We start from the raw sequence: 19370 nt of genomic DNA, 5'->3' as shown, positions 1-19370 counted from the left end.
CACGGGCCACGCTGTCTGGAATACGAAATAAGGGGTGTGGGAAACCTGCGGCTCCCCACACCCCCATCATTCAAGCAAAACTCGAATGTTACTTCACTTCTCCGCCTGCGGCGACAATCTTCTGCTCAGCTGAGCTCGAGACCTTGTCCACCTGAACGGAGAGCTTGACCTGAAGGTCACCGTTGCCCAGCACCTTAACGGGCTGGTTCTTGCGTACGGCGCCCTTTGCGACGAGGTCCTCGATAGTGACCTCGCCACCCTTCGGGTACAGCTCCTCGAGCTTCGCGACGTTCACCACCTGGTACTCCGTCTTGAACGGGTTCTTGAACCCGCGCAGCTTAGGCGTACGCATGTGCAGCGGCATCTGGCCACCTTCGAAGCCTGCACGCACCTGGTAGCGCGCCTTGGTGCCCTTGGTGCCGCGACCAGCGGTCTTACCCTTGGACGCCTCACCGCGACCCACGCGGGTCTTCGCAGTCTTCGAGCCGGGAGCCGGGCGAAGGTGGTGTGCCTTCAGCACGGGACCGCGCTCTTCGTTGTTCTCGCTCATTCGTCGATCTCCTCAACCTGGACCAGGTGAGCAACCGCACGGACGTAGCCGCGGTTGGCCTGAGTGTCCTCGCGAACGACCGACTGGCCGATCTTGCGGAGACCGAGGCTGCGCAGCGTGTCGCGCTGGTTCTGCTTCTCACTGATCACGGACTTCGTCTGCGTAATCTTCAGGCTCTTAGCCATTACGCACCTGCCTTTGCCTTCGAGGCAGCGTCGGCCGCGGCCTTCGCTTCAGCGCGCACGAGGCGAGCCGGAGCGACGCGGTCGAAGTCGAGACCACGACGAGCAGCGACGGAGCGGGGCTCCTCGAGCTGACGCAGTGCCTCAACGGTCGCATGCACGATGTTCAGGGTGTTCGACGAGCCGAGCGACTTGCTCAGTACGTCGTGGATGCCAGCGCACTCGAGTACGGCGCGCACCGGGCCACCGGCGATAACACCGGTACCTGCTGCAGCCGGACGGAGCAGTACGACGCCAGCTGCGGCCTCGCCCTGCACCGGGTGCGGGATCGTGCTACCGACGCGGGGGACGCGGAAGAAGTTCTTCTTTGCCTCCTCGACGCCCTTCGAGATTGCGAGGGGAACTTCCTTCGCCTTCCCGTAGCCGACGCCTACGGTGCCGTTGCCATCGCCAACCACGACGAGCGCGGTGAAGCTGAAGCGACGGCCGCCCTTGACGACCTTTGACACGCGGTTGATGGTGACAACACGCTCGAGGAACTGGCTTTCAGCACGCTCCCCACGGCCACCACGCTCGCCACGGGTGCCGCGGTCGCGGCTACCACGACGCTGCTCACGGGGCTCGTTGCGGTGATCACTGTTCTGCACCTCTGCGGCCGGAGCCTCGGTCTGTGCTTCAGCAGCCACTTCCTGCTCCTTATTTTCGTTGCTCACAGCGTCAGCCCTCCCTCGCGAGCGCCATCGGCGATCGCAGCGACACGGCCGGCGTACTTGCTGCCGCCACGGTCGAACACGACCGCTTCGACGCCAGCGCTCTTGGCACGCTCAGCTACAAGCTCGCCGACCTTGCGGGCCTTGGCGGTCTTGTCGCCGTCGAACGCACGAAGATCAGCTTCCATCGTCGACGCTGAGGCCAGCGTATGGCCCTTCGAGTCGTCGATAACCTGAACGAATACGTGGCGTGCCGAACGGGTGACAGCGAGACGCGGGCGCATCTCGGTGCCGACAATCTTCTTGCGCAGGCGGGCGTGGCGGCGAACGCGCGCAGCCGAACGACCCTTTGCACGGGTGATGTTAGCGGCCATGGTTACTTACCAGCCTTTCCAGCCTTGCGGCGAACAACCTCGTCAGCGTAACGAATGCCCTTGCCCTTGTAGGGCTCCGGCTTCTTCAGCTTGCGAATGTTCGCTGCGGCTTCGCCAACTGCCTGCTTGGAGATGCCGCTGACGGTGATCTTGGTGGAACCCTCGACCGCGAGCTGAATGCCCTCGGGAGCGTCGAAGTTGACCGGGTGCGAGAAGCCGAGCTGGAGCTCAAGGCCCTGGCCCTTCTGCTGCACACGGTAACCGGTACCAACGACCTCGAGCGACTTCTTGTAGCCCTCGGTCACACCAATGACGTTGTTGTAGATGAGCGTGCGGGTAAGCCCGTGCAGCGCTCGTGATTCACGCTCGTCGTTGGGGCGCGAAACCAGAATCTGGCCGTCCTCAACTGCGACGCGAATGGGCTCAGCAACGACGAGCTTCAGCTCGCCCTTCGAACCCTTGACCGTGACCTGCTGGCCATCGACCTTGACATCAACACCGCCGGGAACGGCGATGGGAAGCTTTCCAATACGTGACATAGCGAATTACCACACGTAGGCGAGAACTTCTCCGCCCACGCCCTTCTGCTCAGCCTCGCGGTCAGTGAGAAGACCTGAGGAGGTGGACAGGATCGCAATGCCGAGGCCGCCGAGCACGCTCGGGATCTCAGTCGAGCCTGCGTATACGCGGAGGCCCGGCTTCGAGACGCGCTTGAGGCCCTCGATCGAAACCTCACGGTTCGGACCGTACTTCAGCGTCATGGTGAGGGTCGTGCCGACTCGCGCCGCCTCGACCTTCCAGTCGCTGATGTAGCCCTCGCGCTTGAGGATCTCGGCGATCCGCTCCTTCAGCTTTGAGCCGGGGAGCGAAACGTCGTCATGATGTGCGCTATTTGCGTTGCGCAACCGGGTAAGCATGTCTGCTACCGGATCAGTCATCGTCATGATTGACTCTTTCTTTCTCGCCTGGTTTCACGCCCCGTTACACGGGACGCGACCTGGGTGACACGCGAACGGGGTGCCCGGTCTCCCGGGCACCCTATCCGCTTGGACTATTTAGTTGTTGGCCTGGAACGGGAAGCCGAGCGCACGAAGCAGCGCACGACCCTCGTCGTCAGTCTTTGCGGTGGTGACAATGGTGATGTCAAAACCACGCACGCGGTCAATCTTATCCTGATCGATCTCGTGGAACACACTCTGCTCGGTCAAACCGAACGTGTAGTTGCCAGAACCGTCGAACTGCTTGTCCGAAAGTCCGCGGAAATCGCGGATACGGGGCAGTGCGAGGGTGACGAGACGATCAAGGAATTCCCAGGCACGGTCGCCACGAAGCGTGACGTGTGCGCCAATGGCCTGTCCCTCACGCAGCTTGAACTGCGCGATCGACTTGCGGGCCAGGGTGACCTTCGGCTTCTGGCCGGTGATCTTCACGAGGTCAGCAATTGCGCCCTCGATCACCTTGCTGTCGCGAGCCGCCTCGCCAACGCCGGTGTTCACAACGATCTTCACGAGACCGGGAACCTGCATAACGTTTGCGTAGGAGAACTCTTCGCGGAGTGCCGGGACGATCTCGCCACGGTACTTCTGCTTCAGGCGGGGCTGGATTTTGCCAGCCGCTACAGCAGCTTCAGACATTAGAGGTCCTTCCCGGACGACTTCGCGTAACGCACGCGAACCGTCTTCTTCTTGCCGTCTTTCTCAACCTCTTCGACGCGGAAGCCAACGCGAGTCGGCTTCTTGGTCGAGGGGTCAACGATGGCAACGTTCGACACGTGGATGGGGGCCTCGACGGTCTCGATGCCACCCTCCTTCGTACCGCGGTCGGACTGGCCGACGCGGACGTGCTTGGTGACGTAGTTCACACCTTCGACGACCAGACGGTCGGTCTCAGTGAGAACATCGAGGACGCGTCCCTGCTTGCCACGGTATCCACCGCGCTCCTGGGTCGGGCCCGAGATAACCTCTACGAGGTCACCCTTCTTGATCTTTGCAGCCATAGGACTAGATCACCTCCGGTGCGAGCGAGACGATCTTCATGAACTTCTTATCGCGAAGCTCACGACCGACCGGTCCGAAGATACGGGTGCCGCGAGGCTCCCCGTCTGCCTTCAGGATGACGGCGGCGTTCTCGTCGAAGCTGATGTACGAACCGTCAACGCGACGGGTCGACTTGCGTGTGCGAACGATGACGGCCTTGACGACCTCACCCTTCTTGACGTTGCCGCCGGGGATTGCGTCCTTGACGGTCGCGACGATGGTGTCGCCGAGACCTGCATAGCGACGCCCTGAGCCCCCGAGGACACGGATTGTAAGCAACTCCTTGGCGCCGGTGTTATCGGCAACCTTGAGTCGGGATTCCTGCTGAATCACTTGCTACTCCTTCAGTCAGTAAGCCGAGGCTTACTTCGCCTTCTCGAGGATCTCGACCAGGCGCCAGCGCTTGGTAGCGCTCAGCGGACGGGTCTCGTGGATGAGAACGAGATCGCCGATACCGGCGGTGTTCTGCTCGTCGTGGGCCTTCACCTTCGATGAGCGACGCATGACCTTGCCGTAGAGCGGGTGCTTTACGCGATCCTCGACCTCGACAACGACGGTCTTATCCATCTTGTCGCTGACTACATAGCCACGGCGCGCCTTGCGATACGGCCGCTGTTCCTTCTCGACCTCAGCCATTCCTAGGCCTCCTTCGTCTCAGCGGCGGCATCCGCCTGCTCGGTCTTCTTAGTGGTCGACTTCTTTGCAGAAGCCTTCTTGACTGGCTCGGCAGCGGGGGTGACCCGAATACCGAGCTCGCGCTCACGGAGCACGGTGTAAATGCGAGCAATGTCGCGCTTCACCTGACGTACACGCCCGTGGTTCTCAAGCTGGCCGGTGGCCGACTGGAAACGCAGGTTGAAGAGCTCGGCCTTGGCCTTCTTCAGCTCCTCCGCGAGACGCTCGTTTTCGAAGCTGTCAAGCTCCGTGACAGCCAGTTCCTTGGTTCCGATCGCCATTACGCGTCGCCCTCCTCGCGCTTAATAATGCGGGCCTTGAGGGGCAGCTTGTGAATTGCACGGGTCAGTGCCTCACGCGCAAGCTCCTCATCGACACCGGCGACCTCAAAGAGGACGCGGCCCGGCTTGACATTCGCAACCCACCACTCGGGCGAGCCCTTACCGGAACCCATGCGGGTTTCAGCGGGCTTCTTCGTGAGCGGACGGTCGGGGTAGATGTTGATCCACACCTTGCCGCCACGCTTGATGTGACGGGTCATCGCGATACGAGCGGACTCGATCTGACGGTTCGTCACGTAAGCGGGCGTCAGGGCCTGGATACCAAACTCGCCAAACGAGACCTTGGTTCCACCCTTTGCCTGGCCGCTACGGCCGGGGTGATGCTGCTTGCGGTACTTGACTCGACGGGGAATCAGCATGGTTACTTCTCCGCTCCTGCTGCAGCGGGTGCAGCCTCAGCCTGCGCGCCACGGGGCGCACGGCGGCGATCGCCGCGCTCGCGTGACGGCTTCTGGTTGGCCTGCTCACGAGCAAGTTCCTTGTTCGTGAGGTCGCCCTTGTAGATCCAGACCTTCACGCCGATACGGCCGAAGGTGGTCTTTGCCTCATAGAAGCCGTAGTCGATGTTCGCACGAAGGGTGTGCAGCGGCACGCGACCCTCGCGGTAGAACTCCGAACGGCTCATCTCGGCGCCGCCAAGACGGCCTGAGACCTGGATACGGACACCCTTGGCGCCAGCGCGCTGTGCACCCTGGAGACCCTTGCGCATCGCGCGACGGAACGCCACACGAGCAGCGAGCTGCTCGGCGATGCCCTGTGCGACGAGCTGAGCGTCAGCCTCGGGGTTCTTGACCTCGAGGATGTTCAGCTGGATCTGCTTGCCGGTGAGCTTCTCGAGGTCAGCGCGAATACGCTCTGCCTCTGCTCCACGGCGGCCGATTACGATGCCGGGGCGAGCCGTGTGGATGTCCACGCGGACACGGTCACGGGTGCGCTCGATCTCGACACGCGAGACACCGGCGCGGTCCAGCTGGACCTGCAGGTGCTGGCGGATCTTGATGTCCTCGGCGAGGTAGTCAGCGTAACGCTGGCCCTTCTTCGTCGAGTCCGAGAACCAACGCGACACGTGGTCGGTGGTAATCCCGAGGCGGAAGCCGTAGGGATGAATCTTCTGGCCCATTCCTTAGGCTCCCTTCTTGGCAGCAGCAAGCTCATCAGCGGTCTGAAGTACGACCGTGATGTGGCTGGTCCGCTTATTGATACGGAACGCGCGACCCTGTGCACGGGGACGGAAACGCTTGAGCGTTGCACCCTCGTCGACAAAGGCGCGAGCAATGACGAGCTCGTCCTCGTTGAAACGCAGGTTCTCGGCGTCAGCCTTCACACGTGCGTTCGCAACCGCCGAAGCGACAAGCTTGAACACGGGCTCAGCAGCAGCCTGCGGGGCGAACTTCAGGATGGCGAGTGCCTCCTGAACGTTCTTTCCGCGAACCAGGTCAACGACACGACGGGCCTTCTGGGGGGTGATGCGGATATGACGCACGCGTGCGATCGATTCCACCATTTCTCTTCCTCCTTTCGTCACCGCGTTAGCGGCGACGGCCCTTCTTGTCGTCCTTCACGTGGCCACGGAAGGTACGAGTCGGGGCGAACTCGCCCAGCTTGTGCCCAACCATGGTTTCGGTGACGAATACGGGGATGTGCTTCCGACCGTCGTGCACCGCGATGGTGTGTCCCAGCATTGCGGGGATGATCATCGAGCGGCGCGACCAGGTCTTGATCACGTTCTTGGTGCCAGCTTCGTTCTGGACAACCACCTTGTTCAGCAGGTGGTTATCAACGAAGGGGCCCTTCTTGAGACTACGAGGCATCTTCTATTCTCCTACCCGCCGACTAGCGCTTCTTGCCAACATTGCGGCGACGCACGATGAGCTTGTCGCTTTCCTTGTTCGGACGGCGCGTACGGCCTTCCTTCTGGCCCCAGGGGCTAACCGGGTGACGGCCACCCGAGGTGCGGCCTTCGCCACCACCATGGGGGTGATCCACCGGGTTCATGACGACACCACGCACGGTCGGGCGGACGCCCTTCCAGCGCATACGGCCGGCCTTACCCCAGTTGATGTTCGACTGCTCGGCGTTGCCGACCTCGCCGACGGTTGCCCGGCAGCGTGCGTCAACGTTGCGGATCTCGCCCGAGGGGAGACGCAGCTGAGCGTAGGGGCCATCCTTCGCAACGAGGCGAACCGAAGAACCAGCGGAACGAGCGAGCTTCGCTCCTCCACCGGGCTTGAGCTCGATCGCGTGAATGACCGTACCGGTCGGGATGTTCTTCAGCGGCAGGTTGTTACCTGGCTTGATATCCGAACCAGCGCCAGACTCGACGATGTCGCCCTGCTTGAGCTTGTTCGGAGCGATGATGTAACGCTTCGAGCCGTCTTCGAAGTGCAGCAGCGCGATGCGCGCCGTGCGGTTCGGATCGTACTCGATGTGCGCTACGCGGGCGTTCACGCCGTCCTTGTCATTACGACGGAAGTCGATGACGCGGTACTGGCGCTTGTGGCCACCACCGATGTGACGGGTCGTGATGCGGCCCTGGTTGTTACGGCCACCCGTCTTCGGGAGCGGACGCAGCAGCGACTTCTCGGGCGTGGAGCGCGTGATCTCAGCGAAATCAGCAACGCTCGACCCGCGGCGACCTGGGGTCGTCGGCTTGTACTTGCGAATTGCCATGTTGTGTTCCTTCTCGCCCCTTCTACAGCGCAGCCGTGAAGATGTCGATGGAGCCCGACTTCAGCGTGACGATGGCGCGCTTGGTGTCCTTGCGCTTGCCAAGGCCGTACTTCGTGCGGCGGGTCTTGCCCTTGCGGTTCAGCGTGTTGATCGAAGCGACCTTCACGTTGAACACCGACTCGATAGCAAGCTTGATCTCAGTCTTCGAAGCACCGGGAGCAACCTCGAAGGTGTACTGACCGTTTGCGTCGATGAGACCGTAGCTCTTCTCAGAGACGATCGGGCGGATGATGACGTCGTGTGCAGCTTTGTTCATGCTCACTTCGTGTCCTCCTTAGCGGCGCGACCGGCGACGAAGCCGTCGAAGGCCGCCTTGGTGAAGACGAGGTCGTCACTGACGATCACGTCGTAGGCGTTGAGCTGATCCTGGAACAGCACGTGAACGTTCGGAAGGTTCCGAACGCTGAGAGCGGTGAGCTCGTCCTCACGGTCGATGATCACGAGCACGCGGTTACCCGGTGCGACCTGCGCGATGAACTCGCGTGCGGCCTTCGTGCTGGGCTTGTCGGCAATGCCGAAGCCCTCGACTACGTGCATGCGGTTCGCGCGGACGCGATCCGACAGCACACCGATGAGTGCAGCAGCGATCATCTTCTTGGGGGTGCGCTGCGAGTAATCGCGGGGCACGGGCCCATGAACAATGCCGCCACCGCGGTGCTGCGGCATGCGGACCGAGCCCTGGCGTGCACGGCCAGTGCCCTTCTGCTTGAACGGCTTCACGCCGGAACCCGAGCGCTCGCCACGGGTCTTAACCTTGTGCGTACCCTGACGGGCAGCTGCAAGCTGTGCCGTGACCACCTGGTGGATCAGCGGAACGTTGGTCTCTGCGCCGAAGATAGCCTCGGGAAGGTCAACCGACCCAGCCTTCTTGCCCTTCGCGTCGAAAACCTCGAGCTTGGTAGCGGTAGCCATGAACTACGCCCCCTTCACTGCGTTGCGGACGAAAACGAGACGACCGCGCGCACCGGGAACAGCACCCTTCACGAGGATGAGGCCCTTCTCTGCGTCGATCGCCTGCACGGTGAGGTTCTGTACGGTGACACGATCCCCGCCCATACGGCCGGCCATCTTCTTACCGCGGAACACGCGACCGGGGGTCGCAGCGCCGCCGATGGAGCCAGGCTTACGGTGGTTACGGTGCGCACCGTGCGATGCCTGAGCGCCACCGAAGTTGTGACGCTTCATGACGCCCGCAAAGCCCTTACCCTTCGAGGTGCCAACGACGTCGATCTTCTGACCGGCTTCGAAAGCGCCACCGATGGTGAGCTCCTGGCCGAGGCTGTAGTCAGCCGCGTCCGAGGTGCGGACCTCAGTGATGTGGCGGCGAGGCGTAACGCCTGCCTTCTCAAAGTGACCAGCGGAAGGCTGGTTCACCTTGCGGGGGTCGATCTGACCCGCAGCGATCTGCACGGCGCTGTAGCCGTCGACCTCAGGGGTACGGATCTGGGTGACAACGTTCGGTGCCACCTCGATGACGGTCACGGGAACGACGTTGCCGTCCTCGTCCCAGACCTGAGTCATGCCGAGCTTGGTGCCCAGGAGACCCTTCACATTACGTACTGCAGTCATGTCTGGATCCCCCCTTAGAGCTTGATCTCGATGTTGACATCGGCCGGGAGATCGAGACGCATGAGCGAATCGACGGCCTTCGGGGTGGGATCGACGATGTCGATCAGGCGCTTGTGCGTGCGCTTTTCAAAGTGCTCGCGGCTGTCCTTGTACTTGTGCGGCGAACGGATCACAGCGATCACGTTCTTTTCCGTGGGGAGCGGCACTGGGCCGATCACGGTTGCGCCGGCGCGGGTGACCGTATCAACGATCTTGCGCGCGGAGCTATCAATGACCTCGTGGTCATACGACTTGAGTCGAATGCGGATCTTCTGTCCCGCCATGACATCTCTACTTTCTACTTGCGTCGTACTCTCGGCTTGTGGCCGACAGCATTGGACGTCTTGCGTACCAGCGCCCTTGGCAGACGGACGCCTCACGGCGTCTTGTGCTGGGTCTCTGTTCACCTATCAATTTCCGCACGCGAAAACGGCCGGACTTACGTCTGGCCGCCGAAGCGTGCAGGCTGTGTTCGCTGCCCGCGGCCCCACCTCCCCGATCTTGTCGAGTGGCAGTGCACAACCTGGCAGTGATCCGCATGCACGGAGTACTGAACCTGTCTATTCTGACACAGGGTTTGGCATGGTGCAACCCGGGCGTGTCGCGCGCCGCGGCGTGTCGCAGACTCAGATCGCGGGCGGGCGCCGCTTGGATGGATCGGCGTGCTTGAAGCCCCGACACACGGTATGGAATCGGCAGAGCATATGCCGCGTTTCGACCCTCACGGCAGATCTATTGCAGATCGCAGACGAGCGGGCCCTCCGCCGCCCATGCCCCGGCTGAGCCGGCGAGACGCCGGCAGGCTCCTAGACCCGGCGGCAGGCTCCTAGACCCGGCGGCAGGCTCCTAGACCCGACGGTAGGCTCCTAGACCCGACGGTAGGCGAGGTCGCGGATGTCGCGGCCCTTGGCGATGCCCTTATTTTCAAAGGCGGTGAGTACGCGTCCCTCGAAGCGTTCCGCCCACTCCCCCTCGAACGCGCGCTCGAAGCCTGGCGCGTCGTCGAGGACCTCGCGCATGTGGTCGGCGTAGTTCTGCCAGTCGGTCCCCAAGCGCAGCACACCGCCCGGCTGGAGAGCACGGTGCGCAATCCGAGCAAAGTCCTCGCTGATGAGGCGGCGCTTGTGGTGCTTGGCCTTCTTCCACGGGTCCGGGAAAAACACCCAGATCTCCGCGACCGAGCCCTCGGGGAGGTAGTGCTCGAGCAGCTCAGGAGCGTTGACCTCCGCGAGGCGCAGGTTGGTCAATCCAGCATCGGCGGCACGGATCACCGTGCGCGCGAGGCCTGCACGGAACACCTCGACCGCAAGGAAGTTCTTCTCGGGGTGCGCGGTCGCAGCAGCAATGATCTGGTGGCCCTGCCCTGACCCAACTTCGACGATGAGCTCGGCCTCGCGCCCAAAGATCTCGGCGGGGTCTCCGGTCACGCCGGCGGCAACGCTCGTCGCGGCCGGACCGTGCTCGATCTCAATGAGGAACGCCTCGCGTGATTCCTCCCACGCCCGCACCTGGGAGTCGGTCATGCGGCCGCTGCGGCGCACAAACGATACTGGCTTGTCGCGGAAGGTGGATGGGTCAAAGGTCTTGCGAGGCTGTTCAGTCACCTGTCAACGGTAGCCGTGCGGTTGCCGGATCGCAATTGCATCCCGCTTCTCGGCCTGTAGCCGCAGTACGATGGTCAAAACATCCTTCTAGCGTGAAAGAGTGCCGAAGATGAAGCGGATCCTGTTAGTGAACGGCCCGAACCTCAACCTGCTCGGCACCCGAGAGCCCGAGATCTACGGCAGCGACACCCTCAAAGACGTTGAACGACTCGTCCTGCGCGTCGCGAAGGAATACGGCATCGAGGTGCGCGCCGTGCAGTCGAATCACGAGGGTGTGATTGTCGACGCGATCCACGAAGCACGCCACGACTGCTCCGCAATCATCATTAACCCGGCCGGGCTCACGCACACCTCGGTGGTGCTACGTGACGCGCTCGCTGGAGTCGCGCTGCCGTTTGCTGAGATCCACATTTCGAACGTGCTCGCGCGTGAGGAGTTCCGTCAGCACTCGTACGTCTCTGAGCTTGCGGAGTTCGTCATCACCGGCGCGGGGATTCAGGGCTACGAGTTCGCGGTACGTCGGATCGCAGCGCTGCTCGCGCGCTAACTCTGCGCGCCGAAGCCCCGGGGCCCCGTTTACGGCGCCGTCGGGAAGACGTTGAAGAGCGCCGGATTGTGTGCGTGCACGAGCACCGCGAAGACAACGGCGTCGAACAGCAGGTGCACGGTCACCACGTAGCCGAGTGAGCGCGTCCGCAGGAAGATGAAGCCCTGCACGAGCGCGAACGGGATCGTGAGCATGGGACCCCACGCTCGGTAGCCGAGTTCCCACAGGAACGCGACGAACACGATCGCCTGCAGCGCGTTCGCGGCCCACACCGGGAAGTGGCGGAGCATGACCGCGAACACCGTGCAGATGAAAAAGAGTTCGTCCCAGATCCCGACCGCACCGACGCCCAGGAAGAGCCGCCCGATGAGATCCGGCGTATCCACCTGCGGCCAGTTCGTGTAGACGCCGGACGAGATGAAGTAGAACGGGAGCAGCAGCCAGCCGATCACGAGCACGCCGACGAGCCAGCTCCAGTGGAGCACGCCCCAACGCCTGCGCGGCTGGCCTGCCTCGTGCTCGCCGCGCCAGGGAAACCCTGTAGCGCGGTCGCGGTATAGGAACCGCGACACGAGATACGGCACGAGCACCGCCCCGCCGAGCGCGAGCGTGAACCGCAGCATGGCGAGGTTGTCGAGCTCGGCGGCGAGCGGGATCGTGCGGATGATCGCGAGCCCAAGCGCGATGAGGGACAGGTCGCGGGTGAGCGACGGCACTCGCTCGGGTCCCTGCGGCGCGCGCGCGGGCAGGATCGGGATCCCCGCACGAGTATCCGCGAGCCACGCGACCGCGAGCCCTGCAAGCAGCAGCGCGAAGCCGAGCCACGGGAGCTCTGCGACGAAGAACGCAGGCGCGGCGAGCACGGCCAGTAGGGCGGCTACCAGCGGCAGCGCAGCCAGTTGGGGAACCGCTCTGGTCATCACGCGTCTAGATTATCCGCTGTGCCTCTGTGCTGGTAGCCGAACGGGGGCTGGCAGCTGGCCCGTGACTGGCAGCCGCCCGGGGCTCGCTGGTGGCCCCGTCAGTCGGTGATGCTGGGGTGTGCTTGGCCGAGGAACGGCTGCACCCGGCGCTCGAACTCAGCGCGATCGGCTTCGTGGATCGCTGAGACTCCGTAGAACAGCGAGATCCCGGCTACTGGCCCTCCGCATTTCTCGGTCTCCGCGAGCGCGGCCGCGTCGAGCGTGGAGTCACTCACGGTGACATCGAGGAACTCGCCACCGTGCGAAAAGGTCGTGGAGCGATGCGTTGCGTCGTAGGGCGGGTCAAGGTCTGCGTCAGATCGCTCGGTGAGCCCCTGCGACACCACGACGCCCTCGACAATGGCGATCACCTCGGGCCACTCGTCCCGAGGCACGCGAACCTCCAGCTCGGAGCTCGGCGAGTTGAAGGTATACAGGAGCGAGTCGCCGCCGTAGCCGTTGCTGGTGGCGTGCCATTCGCTGGGCTCTCCCCCGTGTGCCTCGAGTGTCCAGTCGCCGCCGAAGCGCTCCGACAGGGCGGCTCGCGCTTCCGCGAGCAGCAGCTCCGATCTTGCCTCGCCCGTCTCAACGGTCGGGCCGTCGAGCACGGCCTGCGGGTCGGTGGTGCCGTGCCCGGGGAACTCCCGCCAGTTGAGCCGCACGGTCTCACCGCCCTCGTCGACGTACGTGGTCGCCGGTGCCGAGAACACCATCGACACGCACCCGGAGAGCGAGAGCAGCAGCGCGAGCGGGGCGGCGAGCAGCGGGCGTCGGATCGCGCTCACAGCCGCGCACCAGGATGCTCCGCTGCGGCCCAGGCGGCCGAAGACCCGAGTCCGAAGCTCAGGTAGTAGCCGCCGACCCACCACACCCCGAGCATGAGCATGCCCGGATCGAAGAAGGCGGCGACGAGCAGCACGATCCCGAGCACGGCGATGACCGGGGCGGTGAAGCGAACCCCGAGGGCAAACCCCAGCGCGAGCGCGATGAGCGCCGCCGCGATTGCCGCCGCCACTGGGCTCCACCCCAGGGATCCCGAGGTCATGCCGGCGATGAGCAGCAGCCCGGGCAGGGCGACCGTGACCGCGCCGAAGACCCGCCAGATGAGCCCCTGCGAGAGGTCGAGCCCCTTGGACACCCGCCATGGGACGATCACCGCGACCCAGAGCTGCAGCGCGAGGGGGACAAAGAACGCACCGACACTGCCGAATGTGAGCACGACGAACGCCGTGACGACGACGGCGTTCGCGAGCCCCACCGGCACGCGCAGGTGAACCGGGAGCACGAGCGGCAGCGCAGCGAGCACAGCGGGGATGAACAGCAGCACCGCGACACCGAGGGAGAGGCCGCCCACCGCCGTCTCGAGCCACACGTTCATAATGCCGCCGAGCACCGCAACCACCACAGCCGCGATATGCAAGATACGCGCACCGCGGCTCGCCTCCGCGGCGTGATCCGCGGGCAGACCGAGCTCCTGGCGGAACTGCGCCGCGAACGCCCGAGCCGGCCCGAGCCCGGCAAGCGCTTCGTCGACCGTTCTGCCACTGTCGAGCGCCTCCTCGACGTGCGCGCGAACGTCGTCGAGGGCTGCAGCTCGCGCCGCCTCCGGGGCGTCAGCGAGGGCACCGGCGAGCTGGCCGAGATAGGTTTCGGCTTGCGCCGGAAGGGACTGGGTGTTCATGCGATCTCCTCCGCATCGGTGCGTTCCAGAACATCAGTGATGAGCGTGTCAACTTCGGCCGCGATCCCCCGCCAGACGCCCGCGAACACCACCAGGAGCTCGCGACCACGGTTCGTGATCGCGTAGTAGCGGCGCGGCCGGGTGCCGCCGGTTTCGGCTGGCTGTTCCCAGCGAGTGTCCACCGCTCCGGCCTCGCGCATGCGCGCGAGCAGTGGGTAGAGGCTGCCCTCGCTGGCGCTCAAGCCACGCTCCATGAGTGCATTCGCGAGCTCGAGACCGTACATATCGCGGGTCTGCAGCAGGGCGAGCACGCAGTACTCGAGCACCCCCTTGCGGAGGTTCGTCGCAATGCGTTCGGTCTGGGCGTCCATGACCCGACTATACCTTGCATAACAAGCCTTGCGATACACGAACGAACTTTTGCTGTGACATAAAGCCGCGCACACTACGATTTTCGTATGAGCAATCAGGCAGCGATCCACCCCGCCGATTCACACGACCGTATCCGCGTCTTCGGAGCGCGCGAGAACAACCTCAAAGACGTGAGCGTCGAGCTGCCGAAGCGCCGACTCACCGCGTTCACCGGCGTCTCAGGCTCCGGTAAAAGCTCACTCGTGTTCGCGACCATCGCCGCCGAGTCCCAGCGCCTCATCAATGAGACCTATTCGACGTTCGTGCAGGGCTTCATGCCAACGCTCGCCCGCCCCGACGTCGACCTGCTCGACGGGGTGACCACCGCGATCCTCGTCGACCAACAGCGCATGGGCGCCGATCCACGATCCACCGTCGGCACCGCGACCGACGCGAACGCCATGCTGCGGATCCTGTTCAGCCGGCTTGGCACCCCGCATGTCGGAACCGCCAAGGCCTTCTCCTTCAACGTCGCCTCCATCTCGGGCGCGGGGGCCGTCACGTTTGAAAAGGGCGGGCGCACGACGAAGGAGCGTCGCTCGTTCACCGTCGTCGGCGGCATGTGTCCGCGCTGCGAGGGCCGCGGCAAGGTGAGCGACTTCGACCTCACCGCGCTCTACGACTCGTCGAAGACACTCAACGAGGGCGCGCTCACCATCCCCGGGTACTCGATGGACGGCTGGTACGGCCGCATCTTTGGCTCGGGCGACTTCTTCGACGCCGATACCCCGATCAAGGATTTCAGCGCGAAGGAACTCGAGGCGCTGCTGCACCAGGAGCCGACGAAGATCAAGGTCGACGGCATCAACGTCACCTTCGAGGGGCTCATCCCCCGCATCCAGAAGTCAATGCTCGTGAAGGATCGTGAGGCGATGCAGCCCCACATTCGCGCGTTCGTGGATCGCGCGATCACGTTCGACACCTGTCCCGAGTGCGAGGGCACCCGCCTCACCGCTCTCGCGCGCTCCTCGAAGATCAAGGGCATCTCGATCGCCGACGCATGCCAAATGCAGATCTCAGACCTCGCGACCTGGGTCGCGGACCTCGAGGAGCCGTCGGTCGCCCCGCTGCTCGCGAGCCTGCGCGACACCCTCGACGCCTTCGTCGAGATCGGGCTCGGATATCTCTCGCTCGATCGCCCGGCCGGCACACTGTCGGGCGGCGAGTCGCAGCGCACGAAGATGATCCGGCACCTCGGCTCCTCCCTCACCGACGTCACCTACATCTTCGACGAGCCCTCAATCGGGCTCCACCCGCACGACATCCAGCGCATGAACGGGCTCCTGCTGCGCCTGCGCGACAAGGGCAACACGGTGCTCGTCGTCGAGCACAAGCCCGAGATGATCCGCATCGCCGACCACGTTGTGGATCTCGGACCAGCAGCGGGATCGGGCGGCGGCGAGATCTGCTTTGAGGGCACCGTGGCTGAGCTCGAGGCCTCAGACACGGTCACCGGGCGACACTTCGGCGACCGCGCCGCGCTCAAGGAGACCGTGCGCGTGGCGACCGGTGCGATGGAGATCCGCGGGGCCACGCTGAACAACCTCCAGGACATCAACGTCGACGTGCCGCTGGGCGTGCTCTGCGCGATTACCGGCGTCGCCGGCTCGGGCAAGTCCTCGCTCATTCACGGGTACGTGTCCAAGCGGGAGGGCGTCATCGCGGTGGATCAGTCCCCCATCAAGGGGTCCCGCCGCTCAAACCCCGCGACCTACACGGGCGTGCTCGACCCGATCCGCACCGCGTTCGCGAAGGCAAACGGTGTGAAGCCTGCACTGTTCTCAGCAAATTCCGAGGGCGCGTGCCCAGTGTGCAAGGGCGCGGGCGTGATCTACACCGACCTCGTGATGATGGCCGGCGTCGCAACCATCTGCGACGAGTGCGAGGGCCGCCGGTACCAGGCCGACGTGCTGCAGTACGAGTTGGGCGGGGCCGGCGACGGCACCGGCAACGGCACCGGCACCGGCAAGAACATCGCCGAGGTGCTCGAAATGTCCATCGCCGACGCGCACACCTTCTTCGCCGGGACCTCGCCGGCCGGCGCCGGCGCGAAGGTGCCGAAGGCCGCAAAGATCCTCTCCCGCCTCGTCGACGTCGGCGTCGGCTACCTCACGCTCGGCCAGCCCCTCACCACGCTGTCCGGTGGCGAGCGCCAGCGCGTGAAGCTCGCGATCGCGATGAGCGAAGACGCCGATGTGTACGTGCTCGACGAGCCGACGACCGGGCTGCACCTTGCAGACGTCGAGCAGCTCCTCGGGGTGCTCGACAAGCTCGTCGATTCGGGCAAGAGCGTCATCGTCATCGAGCATCATCAGGCAGTGATGGCGCACGCCGACTGGATCATCGACATCGGCCCGGGCGCGGGCCAGCAGGGCGGCCGGGTGGTCTTCGAGGGCACGCCGCGCGAGCTCGTGACGGCGGCCTCGACGCTCACGGGCCAACACCTCGCGGAGTACGTGGCGTAGGGCGCTCGCTCGCCGGCAGATGTCCCCGCGCCGGTCCTCCTTGCTCCAGCCACTTCACCGCGGAGCCCTCGCACCGATCGCATCCCGCCCTTGACACGACACAGTGCGGGGTGCGTAGTGTCGACTGCAAGTTCACGAGTCGAGCTTAGAATCGGAGTATGGAGCCAATGAGTATCACCCTCGACGAAGACCTCCAAGAATTCGTACGCACTCAAGCTGGGCGTGGCGGGTTCACAACACCAGATCAGTACGTCAGCGACCTCATCAGAGAACAGCAAACTATCGAATTGGCGCGCCAGGAACTGAACGAAATGATCCACGAGGGGCTAGCGGCATCAGATTCCGCGCTTAGTCACGAGGAAGTATTGGCGGACCTGCGCACCCGGGCTCGTGCCGCGCAGTGAGCCCCTCATCTGGCGCGACACTGCCGTCCGAGATGTGAGACGCACTGTCGACTGGTACATCTCCCACGGGGAGAGCAATGCTCTTGAGCGCTTTCTCAGTTCACTCGATTCAATGCACGAAACATTGCAGCGATTCCCGTCGATCGGCAGACGGTACCGTGCATCCAACGCAGTTGGCGCGACTATCCGTCTGTTCCCGCTCACACGGACGCCATACGTGGCAATCTACGCCGTAGATGAAGGCGTAGTCAGAATTCTGAGGGTTGCCCACATCCGGCGTGACATCCGAAATCTCCTATGAGCCAAGAAACTCCGCAGACCCCTGAGGACCGGATTCGCCAATTTCCGAGCTCACCTCAACGAATTCCCCCACGGTTCAGAAAACGGGGCCGTGATAGCCGCTACCTGACTGTTTCGTTCTTACGCTTCCCACCGGACTATTCTCGAGTCTCAAGTTTGCGTGCAAGCATTCGTGGAGTAGATCGTGTCTGCGCGGGCGTCGATCGATAGGCCCCGGAGTTCCGGAGCCTAATGGCGATCAGGAATGCCCAATCCGCTTGGACGAAAGCTGGGCCGATTCTCACGCACCGGTCCACAGTTTGCGAGCGCAATGTCGGTTGTAGCCCGGTGCCCCGCCAGCTACCGCCGTAGGCTCGCGCACGGCACGCAGCGCGTCGCGAAGGGGCGCACTTCGAGGCGCTCGACAGGTATCGGCTCGCCGCAACGCTCGCAGACGCCGTAGTTGCCCGCCTCCCAGCGTTCGAGCGCGGCGTCGATCTCGGCGAGCTCCGCACGCGCCGCGTCGGCGAGACCGCTGAGCCTGGACCACTCCGATGAGAGCGTCACGCCCTCCGGGTCGTGCTCGTCGTCATCGTTCGAGGACTCCCGGCTCCGCACCAGCTCAGCGAGCGTCGCGTCGAGGTCCGCGACGCGGGAGACGACGACCTCACGCTCAGCGAGCAGCAGGGCATGCAACCGGTCCCGGTCCGCGCCCGCCCCAACCATGGCTACCCCTCCCCACCCACCGGCCCTGTCGGGTCGGTCTCCGGCAGCTCGTTGAGCGCCCAGATGAGCCGGTACAGCTCCCCGATCGCGTGCGGCCGCGGCACGAGGCGCACCCGGGAGAGTGTCGCCCGCTCGGAGCCCTCCTCGGGGTACGGGTCTGCGAGCGTGATCGCGCCCGAGTCGAGCATGTCCCCAAAGCGCTCGTTGAGGTCGGCGAGCTGCGCGTCGGTCGGGGCGACGCGCGTGTAGAGCAGGAGTGCGTCACGCTCGCCCGGCACGTCGGTGGGGAACCAGCGGAGATCGTTGTAGTTACTCCAGAACGCGTGCACGTGCTCGACGGCGGCGTCTGCCGAGTCGGTGATGAGCACGCGGTCGAGGTCGCCCGCGGTGACGTAGCCTCCGCCCTCAAGCTCGTTGACGACGAAGTCCTTGAACCCCGCCCAATAGCTGCCGCCGGGCCGGTCAAGCAGCACGATCGGCACGGGCACCATTTTCCCGGTCTGCTGCAGCGTCAGCAGCTCGAAGGTCTCGTCCATCGTGCCGAAGCCGCCGGGCAGGCAGATGAATGCGCTCGATTCCTTCACGAGCATGAGCTTGCGCGTGAAGAAGTACTTCATCGCGACGTGGTGCGCCTCGTGTGCGACGAACGCGTTCGGTTCTTCTTCGAACGGCAGGCGGATCGACACCCCGAGTGACCGCTCGACACCGGCGCCGACAGCGGCGGCCTCCATGATGCCGGGGCCCGCACCGGTGACGACCATCCAGTTATCCTCCGCAAGCGCACGTGCGCTCTCCTCAGCCGCGGTGTACAGCAGGTCGCCGGGCTTCGTGCGGGCGGAGCCGAAGATGGATGCCTTGCGCACCCCCGCGTATGGCGCGAACAGCGCGAAGGCCTGCCGCATCTCCTCGAGCGCGGAGGCCGAGATCTTCAGGTCGAGGCGGGACGCACCATCGGCCCCGAGGCCGAGGGCGGCGACCATGATGCGGCGGATCAGTCCCCGCTGCTGCGTCACGCCGGCGTCGCGGAGCAGGCTGTCGATGGCTTCGGCTGTCTGGTCGTTCACTGGCGCAGTCATGCTCACAGT

At 64.3% G+C, this 19370-nt stretch carries 31 protein-coding genes; 4 read left to right on the top strand and 27 right to left on the bottom strand.

Annotation, left to right across the window (positions count from 1 at the left end; genetic code table 11):
- Window positions 1–88: 88 nt before the first annotated feature.
- The 21 genes from rplO to trmB all read right to left on the bottom strand — a co-directional run bounded on the left by rplO (window position 89) and on the right by trmB (window position 10810).
- Window positions 89–550, bottom strand: coding sequence for a 50S ribosomal protein L15 (gene rplO / locus AUL38_RS15005; protein WP_059063321.1), 462 nt, complete (start codon window positions 548–550; stop codon window positions 89–91).
- Window positions 547–735 (bottom strand): 50S ribosomal protein L30, encoded by a 189-nt coding sequence (gene rpmD / locus AUL38_RS15000; protein WP_059063319.1) that lies wholly within the window; start codon window positions 733–735, stop codon window positions 547–549. Before rpmD ends, rplO begins: the two co-directional genes overlap by 4 nt.
- A complete protein-coding gene (rpsE, locus tag AUL38_RS14995) occupies window positions 735–1445 on the bottom strand; it encodes a 30S ribosomal protein S5 (RefSeq protein WP_059063317.1) in 711 nt (236 codons plus the stop codon). The genes rpmD and rpsE overlap by 1 nt, the downstream gene beginning before the upstream one ends.
- Window positions 1442–1816: a 50S ribosomal protein L18 gene (gene rplR / locus AUL38_RS14990; protein ID WP_042544402.1), complete on the bottom strand. Its 375-nt coding sequence runs from the start codon at window positions 1814–1816 to the stop codon at window positions 1442–1444. Before rplR ends, rpsE begins: the two co-directional genes overlap by 4 nt.
- Before the next feature lie 2 nt (window positions 1817–1818).
- The gene (gene rplF, locus AUL38_RS14985) at window positions 1819–2355 is read right to left on the bottom strand and encodes a 50S ribosomal protein L6 (protein WP_059063315.1); all 537 of its coding nucleotides are present in this window, start codon (window positions 2353–2355) and stop codon (window positions 1819–1821) included.
- Window positions 2356–2361: 6 nt separating this feature from the next.
- Window positions 2362–2760 carry a 30S ribosomal protein S8 gene (rpsH, locus tag AUL38_RS14980; protein WP_059063313.1) on the bottom strand — a complete coding sequence of 133 codons (399 nt, stop codon included), beginning with the start codon at window positions 2758–2760 and terminating at the stop codon, window positions 2362–2364.
- A gap of 111 nt (window positions 2761–2871) precedes the next feature.
- Entirely contained in the window at window positions 2872–3450 is a 579-nt protein-coding gene (rplE, locus tag AUL38_RS14975; RefSeq protein ID WP_059063311.1) for a 50S ribosomal protein L5, read from the bottom strand.
- The gene (rplX, locus tag AUL38_RS14970; protein ID WP_059063308.1) at window positions 3450–3812 is read right to left on the bottom strand and encodes a 50S ribosomal protein L24; all 363 of its coding nucleotides are present in this window, start codon (window positions 3810–3812) and stop codon (window positions 3450–3452) included. Before rplX ends, rplE begins: the two co-directional genes overlap by 1 nt.
- A gap of 4 nt (window positions 3813–3816) precedes the next feature.
- On the bottom strand, window positions 3817–4185 hold the full coding sequence (rplN, locus tag AUL38_RS14965) for a 50S ribosomal protein L14 (protein WP_059063306.1): 369 nt from the start codon (window positions 4183–4185) through the stop codon (window positions 3817–3819).
- Window positions 4186–4215: 30 nt separating this feature from the next.
- Window positions 4216–4488 (bottom strand): 30S ribosomal protein S17, encoded by a 273-nt coding sequence (gene rpsQ, locus AUL38_RS14960; protein WP_059063304.1) that lies wholly within the window; start codon window positions 4486–4488, stop codon window positions 4216–4218.
- 2 nt (window positions 4489–4490) lie between these two features.
- Complete coding sequence (gene rpmC, locus AUL38_RS17815) at window positions 4491–4808, bottom strand: 50S ribosomal protein L29 (protein WP_059063302.1); 318 nt, start codon at window positions 4806–4808, stop codon at window positions 4491–4493.
- Window positions 4808–5227, bottom strand: a complete 420-nt coding sequence (gene rplP / locus AUL38_RS14950) for a 50S ribosomal protein L16 (RefSeq protein ID WP_017793373.1) — start codon at window positions 5225–5227, stop codon at window positions 4808–4810. The genes rpmC and rplP overlap by 1 nt, the downstream gene beginning before the upstream one ends.
- Window positions 5228–5229: 2 nt before the next feature.
- Entirely contained in the window at window positions 5230–5988 is a 759-nt protein-coding gene (gene rpsC, locus AUL38_RS14945; RefSeq protein WP_042544411.1) for a 30S ribosomal protein S3, read from the bottom strand.
- A gap of 3 nt (window positions 5989–5991) precedes the next feature.
- A complete protein-coding gene (gene rplV, locus AUL38_RS14940) occupies window positions 5992–6372 on the bottom strand; it encodes a 50S ribosomal protein L22 (RefSeq protein ID WP_059063298.1) in 381 nt (126 codons plus the stop codon).
- A 25-nt stretch (window positions 6373–6397) separates the two neighbouring features.
- Entirely contained in the window at window positions 6398–6679 is a 282-nt protein-coding gene (rpsS, locus tag AUL38_RS14935) for a 30S ribosomal protein S19 (RefSeq protein WP_025133706.1), read from the bottom strand.
- A gap of 22 nt (window positions 6680–6701) precedes the next feature.
- Window positions 6702–7538 carry a 50S ribosomal protein L2 gene (gene rplB, locus AUL38_RS14930; protein WP_059063296.1) on the bottom strand — a complete coding sequence of 279 codons (837 nt, stop codon included), beginning with the start codon at window positions 7536–7538 and terminating at the stop codon, window positions 6702–6704.
- Window positions 7539–7560: 22 nt separating this feature from the next.
- Complete coding sequence (gene rplW, locus AUL38_RS14925; protein WP_059063293.1) at window positions 7561–7854, bottom strand: 50S ribosomal protein L23; 294 nt, start codon at window positions 7852–7854, stop codon at window positions 7561–7563.
- Window positions 7855–7856: 2 nt separating this feature from the next.
- Complete coding sequence (rplD, locus tag AUL38_RS14920; protein WP_059063292.1) at window positions 7857–8510, bottom strand: 50S ribosomal protein L4; 654 nt, start codon at window positions 8508–8510, stop codon at window positions 7857–7859.
- Between the two features lie 3 nt (window positions 8511–8513).
- Window positions 8514–9167: a 50S ribosomal protein L3 gene (gene rplC / locus AUL38_RS14915; protein WP_059063290.1), complete on the bottom strand. Its 654-nt coding sequence runs from the start codon at window positions 9165–9167 to the stop codon at window positions 8514–8516.
- Window positions 9168–9181: 14 nt separating this feature from the next.
- Window positions 9182–9490, bottom strand: coding sequence for a 30S ribosomal protein S10 (gene rpsJ, locus AUL38_RS14910; RefSeq protein ID WP_010156393.1), 309 nt, complete (start codon window positions 9488–9490; stop codon window positions 9182–9184).
- A 582-nt stretch (window positions 9491–10072) separates the two neighbouring features.
- A complete protein-coding gene (trmB, locus tag AUL38_RS14905) occupies window positions 10073–10810 on the bottom strand; it encodes a tRNA (guanosine(46)-N7)-methyltransferase TrmB (protein ID WP_059063288.1) in 738 nt (245 codons plus the stop codon).
- 109 nt (window positions 10811–10919) lie between these two features.
- Between trmB and aroQ the strand changes: the two genes are divergently transcribed.
- Window positions 10920–11357 carry a type II 3-dehydroquinate dehydratase gene (gene aroQ, locus AUL38_RS14900; RefSeq protein ID WP_059063286.1) on the top strand — a complete coding sequence of 146 codons (438 nt, stop codon included), beginning with the start codon at window positions 10920–10922 and terminating at the stop codon, window positions 11355–11357.
- Window positions 11358–11386: 29 nt separating this feature from the next.
- On the opposite strand, the gene AUL38_RS14895 is transcribed toward aroQ, so the two are convergent.
- The 4 genes from AUL38_RS14895 to AUL38_RS14880 form a co-directional block, all read right to left on the bottom strand.
- Window positions 11387–12277, bottom strand: a complete 891-nt coding sequence (locus AUL38_RS14895; RefSeq protein WP_059063282.1) for a CPBP family intramembrane glutamic endopeptidase — start codon at window positions 12275–12277, stop codon at window positions 11387–11389.
- A gap of 101 nt (window positions 12278–12378) precedes the next feature.
- On the bottom strand, window positions 12379–13104 hold the full coding sequence (locus AUL38_RS14890; RefSeq protein WP_059063280.1) for a hypothetical protein: 726 nt from the start codon (window positions 13102–13104) through the stop codon (window positions 12379–12381).
- Window positions 13101–14000, bottom strand: a complete 900-nt coding sequence (locus tag AUL38_RS14885) for a hypothetical protein (protein WP_059063278.1) — start codon at window positions 13998–14000, stop codon at window positions 13101–13103. Before AUL38_RS14885 ends, AUL38_RS14890 begins: the two co-directional genes overlap by 4 nt.
- Window positions 13997–14371: a PadR family transcriptional regulator gene (locus AUL38_RS14880; RefSeq protein ID WP_059063276.1), complete on the bottom strand. Its 375-nt coding sequence runs from the start codon at window positions 14369–14371 to the stop codon at window positions 13997–13999. The genes AUL38_RS14885 and AUL38_RS14880 overlap by 4 nt, the downstream gene beginning before the upstream one ends.
- Window positions 14372–14458: 87 nt before the next feature.
- On the opposite strand from AUL38_RS14880, the gene AUL38_RS14875 reads away from it, so the two are divergent.
- From AUL38_RS14875 to AUL38_RS18015, 3 genes are all read left to right on the top strand, one after another.
- Window positions 14459–16876 carry an excinuclease ABC subunit UvrA gene (locus tag AUL38_RS14875; protein WP_059063274.1) on the top strand — a complete coding sequence of 806 codons (2418 nt, stop codon included), beginning with the start codon at window positions 14459–14461 and terminating at the stop codon, window positions 16874–16876.
- 167 nt (window positions 16877–17043) lie between these two features.
- Window positions 17044–17280: a hypothetical protein gene (locus tag AUL38_RS14870; RefSeq protein ID WP_059063272.1), complete on the top strand. Its 237-nt coding sequence runs from the start codon at window positions 17044–17046 to the stop codon at window positions 17278–17280.
- A complete protein-coding gene (locus AUL38_RS18015; protein ID WP_369795327.1) occupies window positions 17267–17581 on the top strand; it encodes a type II toxin-antitoxin system RelE/ParE family toxin in 315 nt (104 codons plus the stop codon). Before AUL38_RS14870 ends, AUL38_RS18015 begins: the two co-directional genes overlap by 14 nt.
- A gap of 338 nt (window positions 17582–17919) precedes the next feature.
- Here AUL38_RS18015 and AUL38_RS14865 read toward each other — a convergent pair whose 3' ends face one another.
- Together AUL38_RS14865 and AUL38_RS14860 are read right to left on the bottom strand one after the other, a co-directional pair.
- Entirely contained in the window at window positions 17920–18285 is a 366-nt protein-coding gene (locus AUL38_RS14865) for a TraR/DksA C4-type zinc finger protein (protein ID WP_059063270.1), read from the bottom strand.
- A gap of 2 nt (window positions 18286–18287) precedes the next feature.
- Window positions 18288–19361 carry a TIGR00730 family Rossman fold protein gene (locus AUL38_RS14860; protein WP_059063267.1) on the bottom strand — a complete coding sequence of 358 codons (1074 nt, stop codon included), beginning with the start codon at window positions 19359–19361 and terminating at the stop codon, window positions 18288–18290.
- Between the last annotated feature and the right edge of the window lie 9 nt (window positions 19362–19370).

It is taken from the genome of Leucobacter sp. G161 (assembly GCF_001482305.1).
Lineage (GTDB): Bacteria > Actinomycetota > Actinomycetes > Actinomycetales > Microbacteriaceae > Leucobacter.
This window is presented reverse-complemented; position numbering and strand designations above follow the sequence as displayed.

Bases quoted from the DNA above. Each gene is read 5' to 3' on its own strand.
- aroQ (WP_059063286.1), top strand. From the start codon at position 10,920: ATGAAGCGGATCCTGTTAGTGAACGGCCCGAACCTCAACCTGCTCGGC.
- rplV (WP_059063298.1), bottom strand. From the start codon at position 6,372: ATGGTGGAATCGATCGCACGCGTGCGTCATATCCGCATCACCCCCCAG.
- rplP (WP_017793373.1), bottom strand. From the start codon at position 5,227: ATGCTGATTCCCCGTCGAGTCAAGTACCGCAAGCAGCATCACCCCGGC.
- rplB (WP_059063296.1), bottom strand. From the start codon at position 7,538: ATGGCAATTCGCAAGTACAAGCCGACGACCCCAGGTCGCCGCGGGTCG.
- AUL38_RS14860 (WP_059063267.1), bottom strand. From the start codon at position 19,361: ATGACTGCGCCAGTGAACGACCAGACAGCCGAAGCCATCGACAGCCTG.
- AUL38_RS14865 (WP_059063270.1), bottom strand. From the start codon at position 18,285: ATGGTTGGGGCGGGCGCGGACCGGGACCGGTTGCATGCCCTGCTGCTC.
- rplC (WP_059063290.1), bottom strand. From the start codon at position 9,167: ATGACTGCAGTACGTAATGTGAAGGGTCTCCTGGGCACCAAGCTCGGC.
- AUL38_RS14885 (WP_059063278.1), bottom strand. From the start codon at position 14,000: ATGAACACCCAGTCCCTTCCGGCGCAAGCCGAAACCTATCTCGGCCAG.
- rpmC (WP_059063302.1), bottom strand. From the start codon at position 4,808: ATGGCGATCGGAACCAAGGAACTGGCTGTCACGGAGCTTGACAGCTTC.
- rpsJ (WP_010156393.1), bottom strand. From the start codon at position 9,490: ATGGCGGGACAGAAGATCCGCATTCGACTCAAGTCGTATGACCACGAG.
- rplR (WP_042544402.1), bottom strand. From the start codon at position 1,816: ATGGCCGCTAACATCACCCGTGCAAAGGGTCGTTCGGCTGCGCGCGTT.
- rpsC (WP_042544411.1), bottom strand. From the start codon at position 5,988: ATGGGCCAGAAGATTCATCCCTACGGCTTCCGCCTCGGGATTACCACC.
- rpsS (WP_025133706.1), bottom strand. From the start codon at position 6,679: ATGCCTCGTAGTCTCAAGAAGGGCCCCTTCGTTGATAACCACCTGCTG.
- AUL38_RS14875 (WP_059063274.1), top strand. From the start codon at position 14,459: ATGAGCAATCAGGCAGCGATCCACCCCGCCGATTCACACGACCGTATC.
- rplX (WP_059063308.1), bottom strand. From the start codon at position 3,812: ATGGCTGCAAAGATCAAGAAGGGTGACCTCGTAGAGGTTATCTCGGGC.
- rplF (WP_059063315.1), bottom strand. From the start codon at position 2,355: ATGTCACGTATTGGAAAGCTTCCCATCGCCGTTCCCGGCGGTGTTGAT.
- AUL38_RS14870 (WP_059063272.1), top strand. From the start codon at position 17,044: ATGAGTATCACCCTCGACGAAGACCTCCAAGAATTCGTACGCACTCAA.
- rplO (WP_059063321.1), bottom strand. From the start codon at position 550: ATGAGCGAGAACAACGAAGAGCGCGGTCCCGTGCTGAAGGCACACCAC.
- rplW (WP_059063293.1), bottom strand. From the start codon at position 7,854: ATGAACAAAGCTGCACACGACGTCATCATCCGCCCGATCGTCTCTGAG.
- rplD (WP_059063292.1), bottom strand. From the start codon at position 8,510: ATGGCTACCGCTACCAAGCTCGAGGTTTTCGACGCGAAGGGCAAGAAG.
- rpsH (WP_059063313.1), bottom strand. From the start codon at position 2,760: ATGACGATGACTGATCCGGTAGCAGACATGCTTACCCGGTTGCGCAAC.
- AUL38_RS14895 (WP_059063282.1), bottom strand. From the start codon at position 12,277: ATGACCAGAGCGGTTCCCCAACTGGCTGCGCTGCCGCTGGTAGCCGCC.
- rplE (WP_059063311.1), bottom strand. From the start codon at position 3,450: ATGTCTGAAGCTGCTGTAGCGGCTGGCAAAATCCAGCCCCGCCTGAAG.
- rpmD (WP_059063319.1), bottom strand. From the start codon at position 735: ATGGCTAAGAGCCTGAAGATTACGCAGACGAAGTCCGTGATCAGTGAG.
- rpsQ (WP_059063304.1), bottom strand. From the start codon at position 4,488: ATGGCTGAGGTCGAGAAGGAACAGCGGCCGTATCGCAAGGCGCGCCGT.
- AUL38_RS14880 (WP_059063276.1), bottom strand. From the start codon at position 14,371: ATGGACGCCCAGACCGAACGCATTGCGACGAACCTCCGCAAGGGGGTG.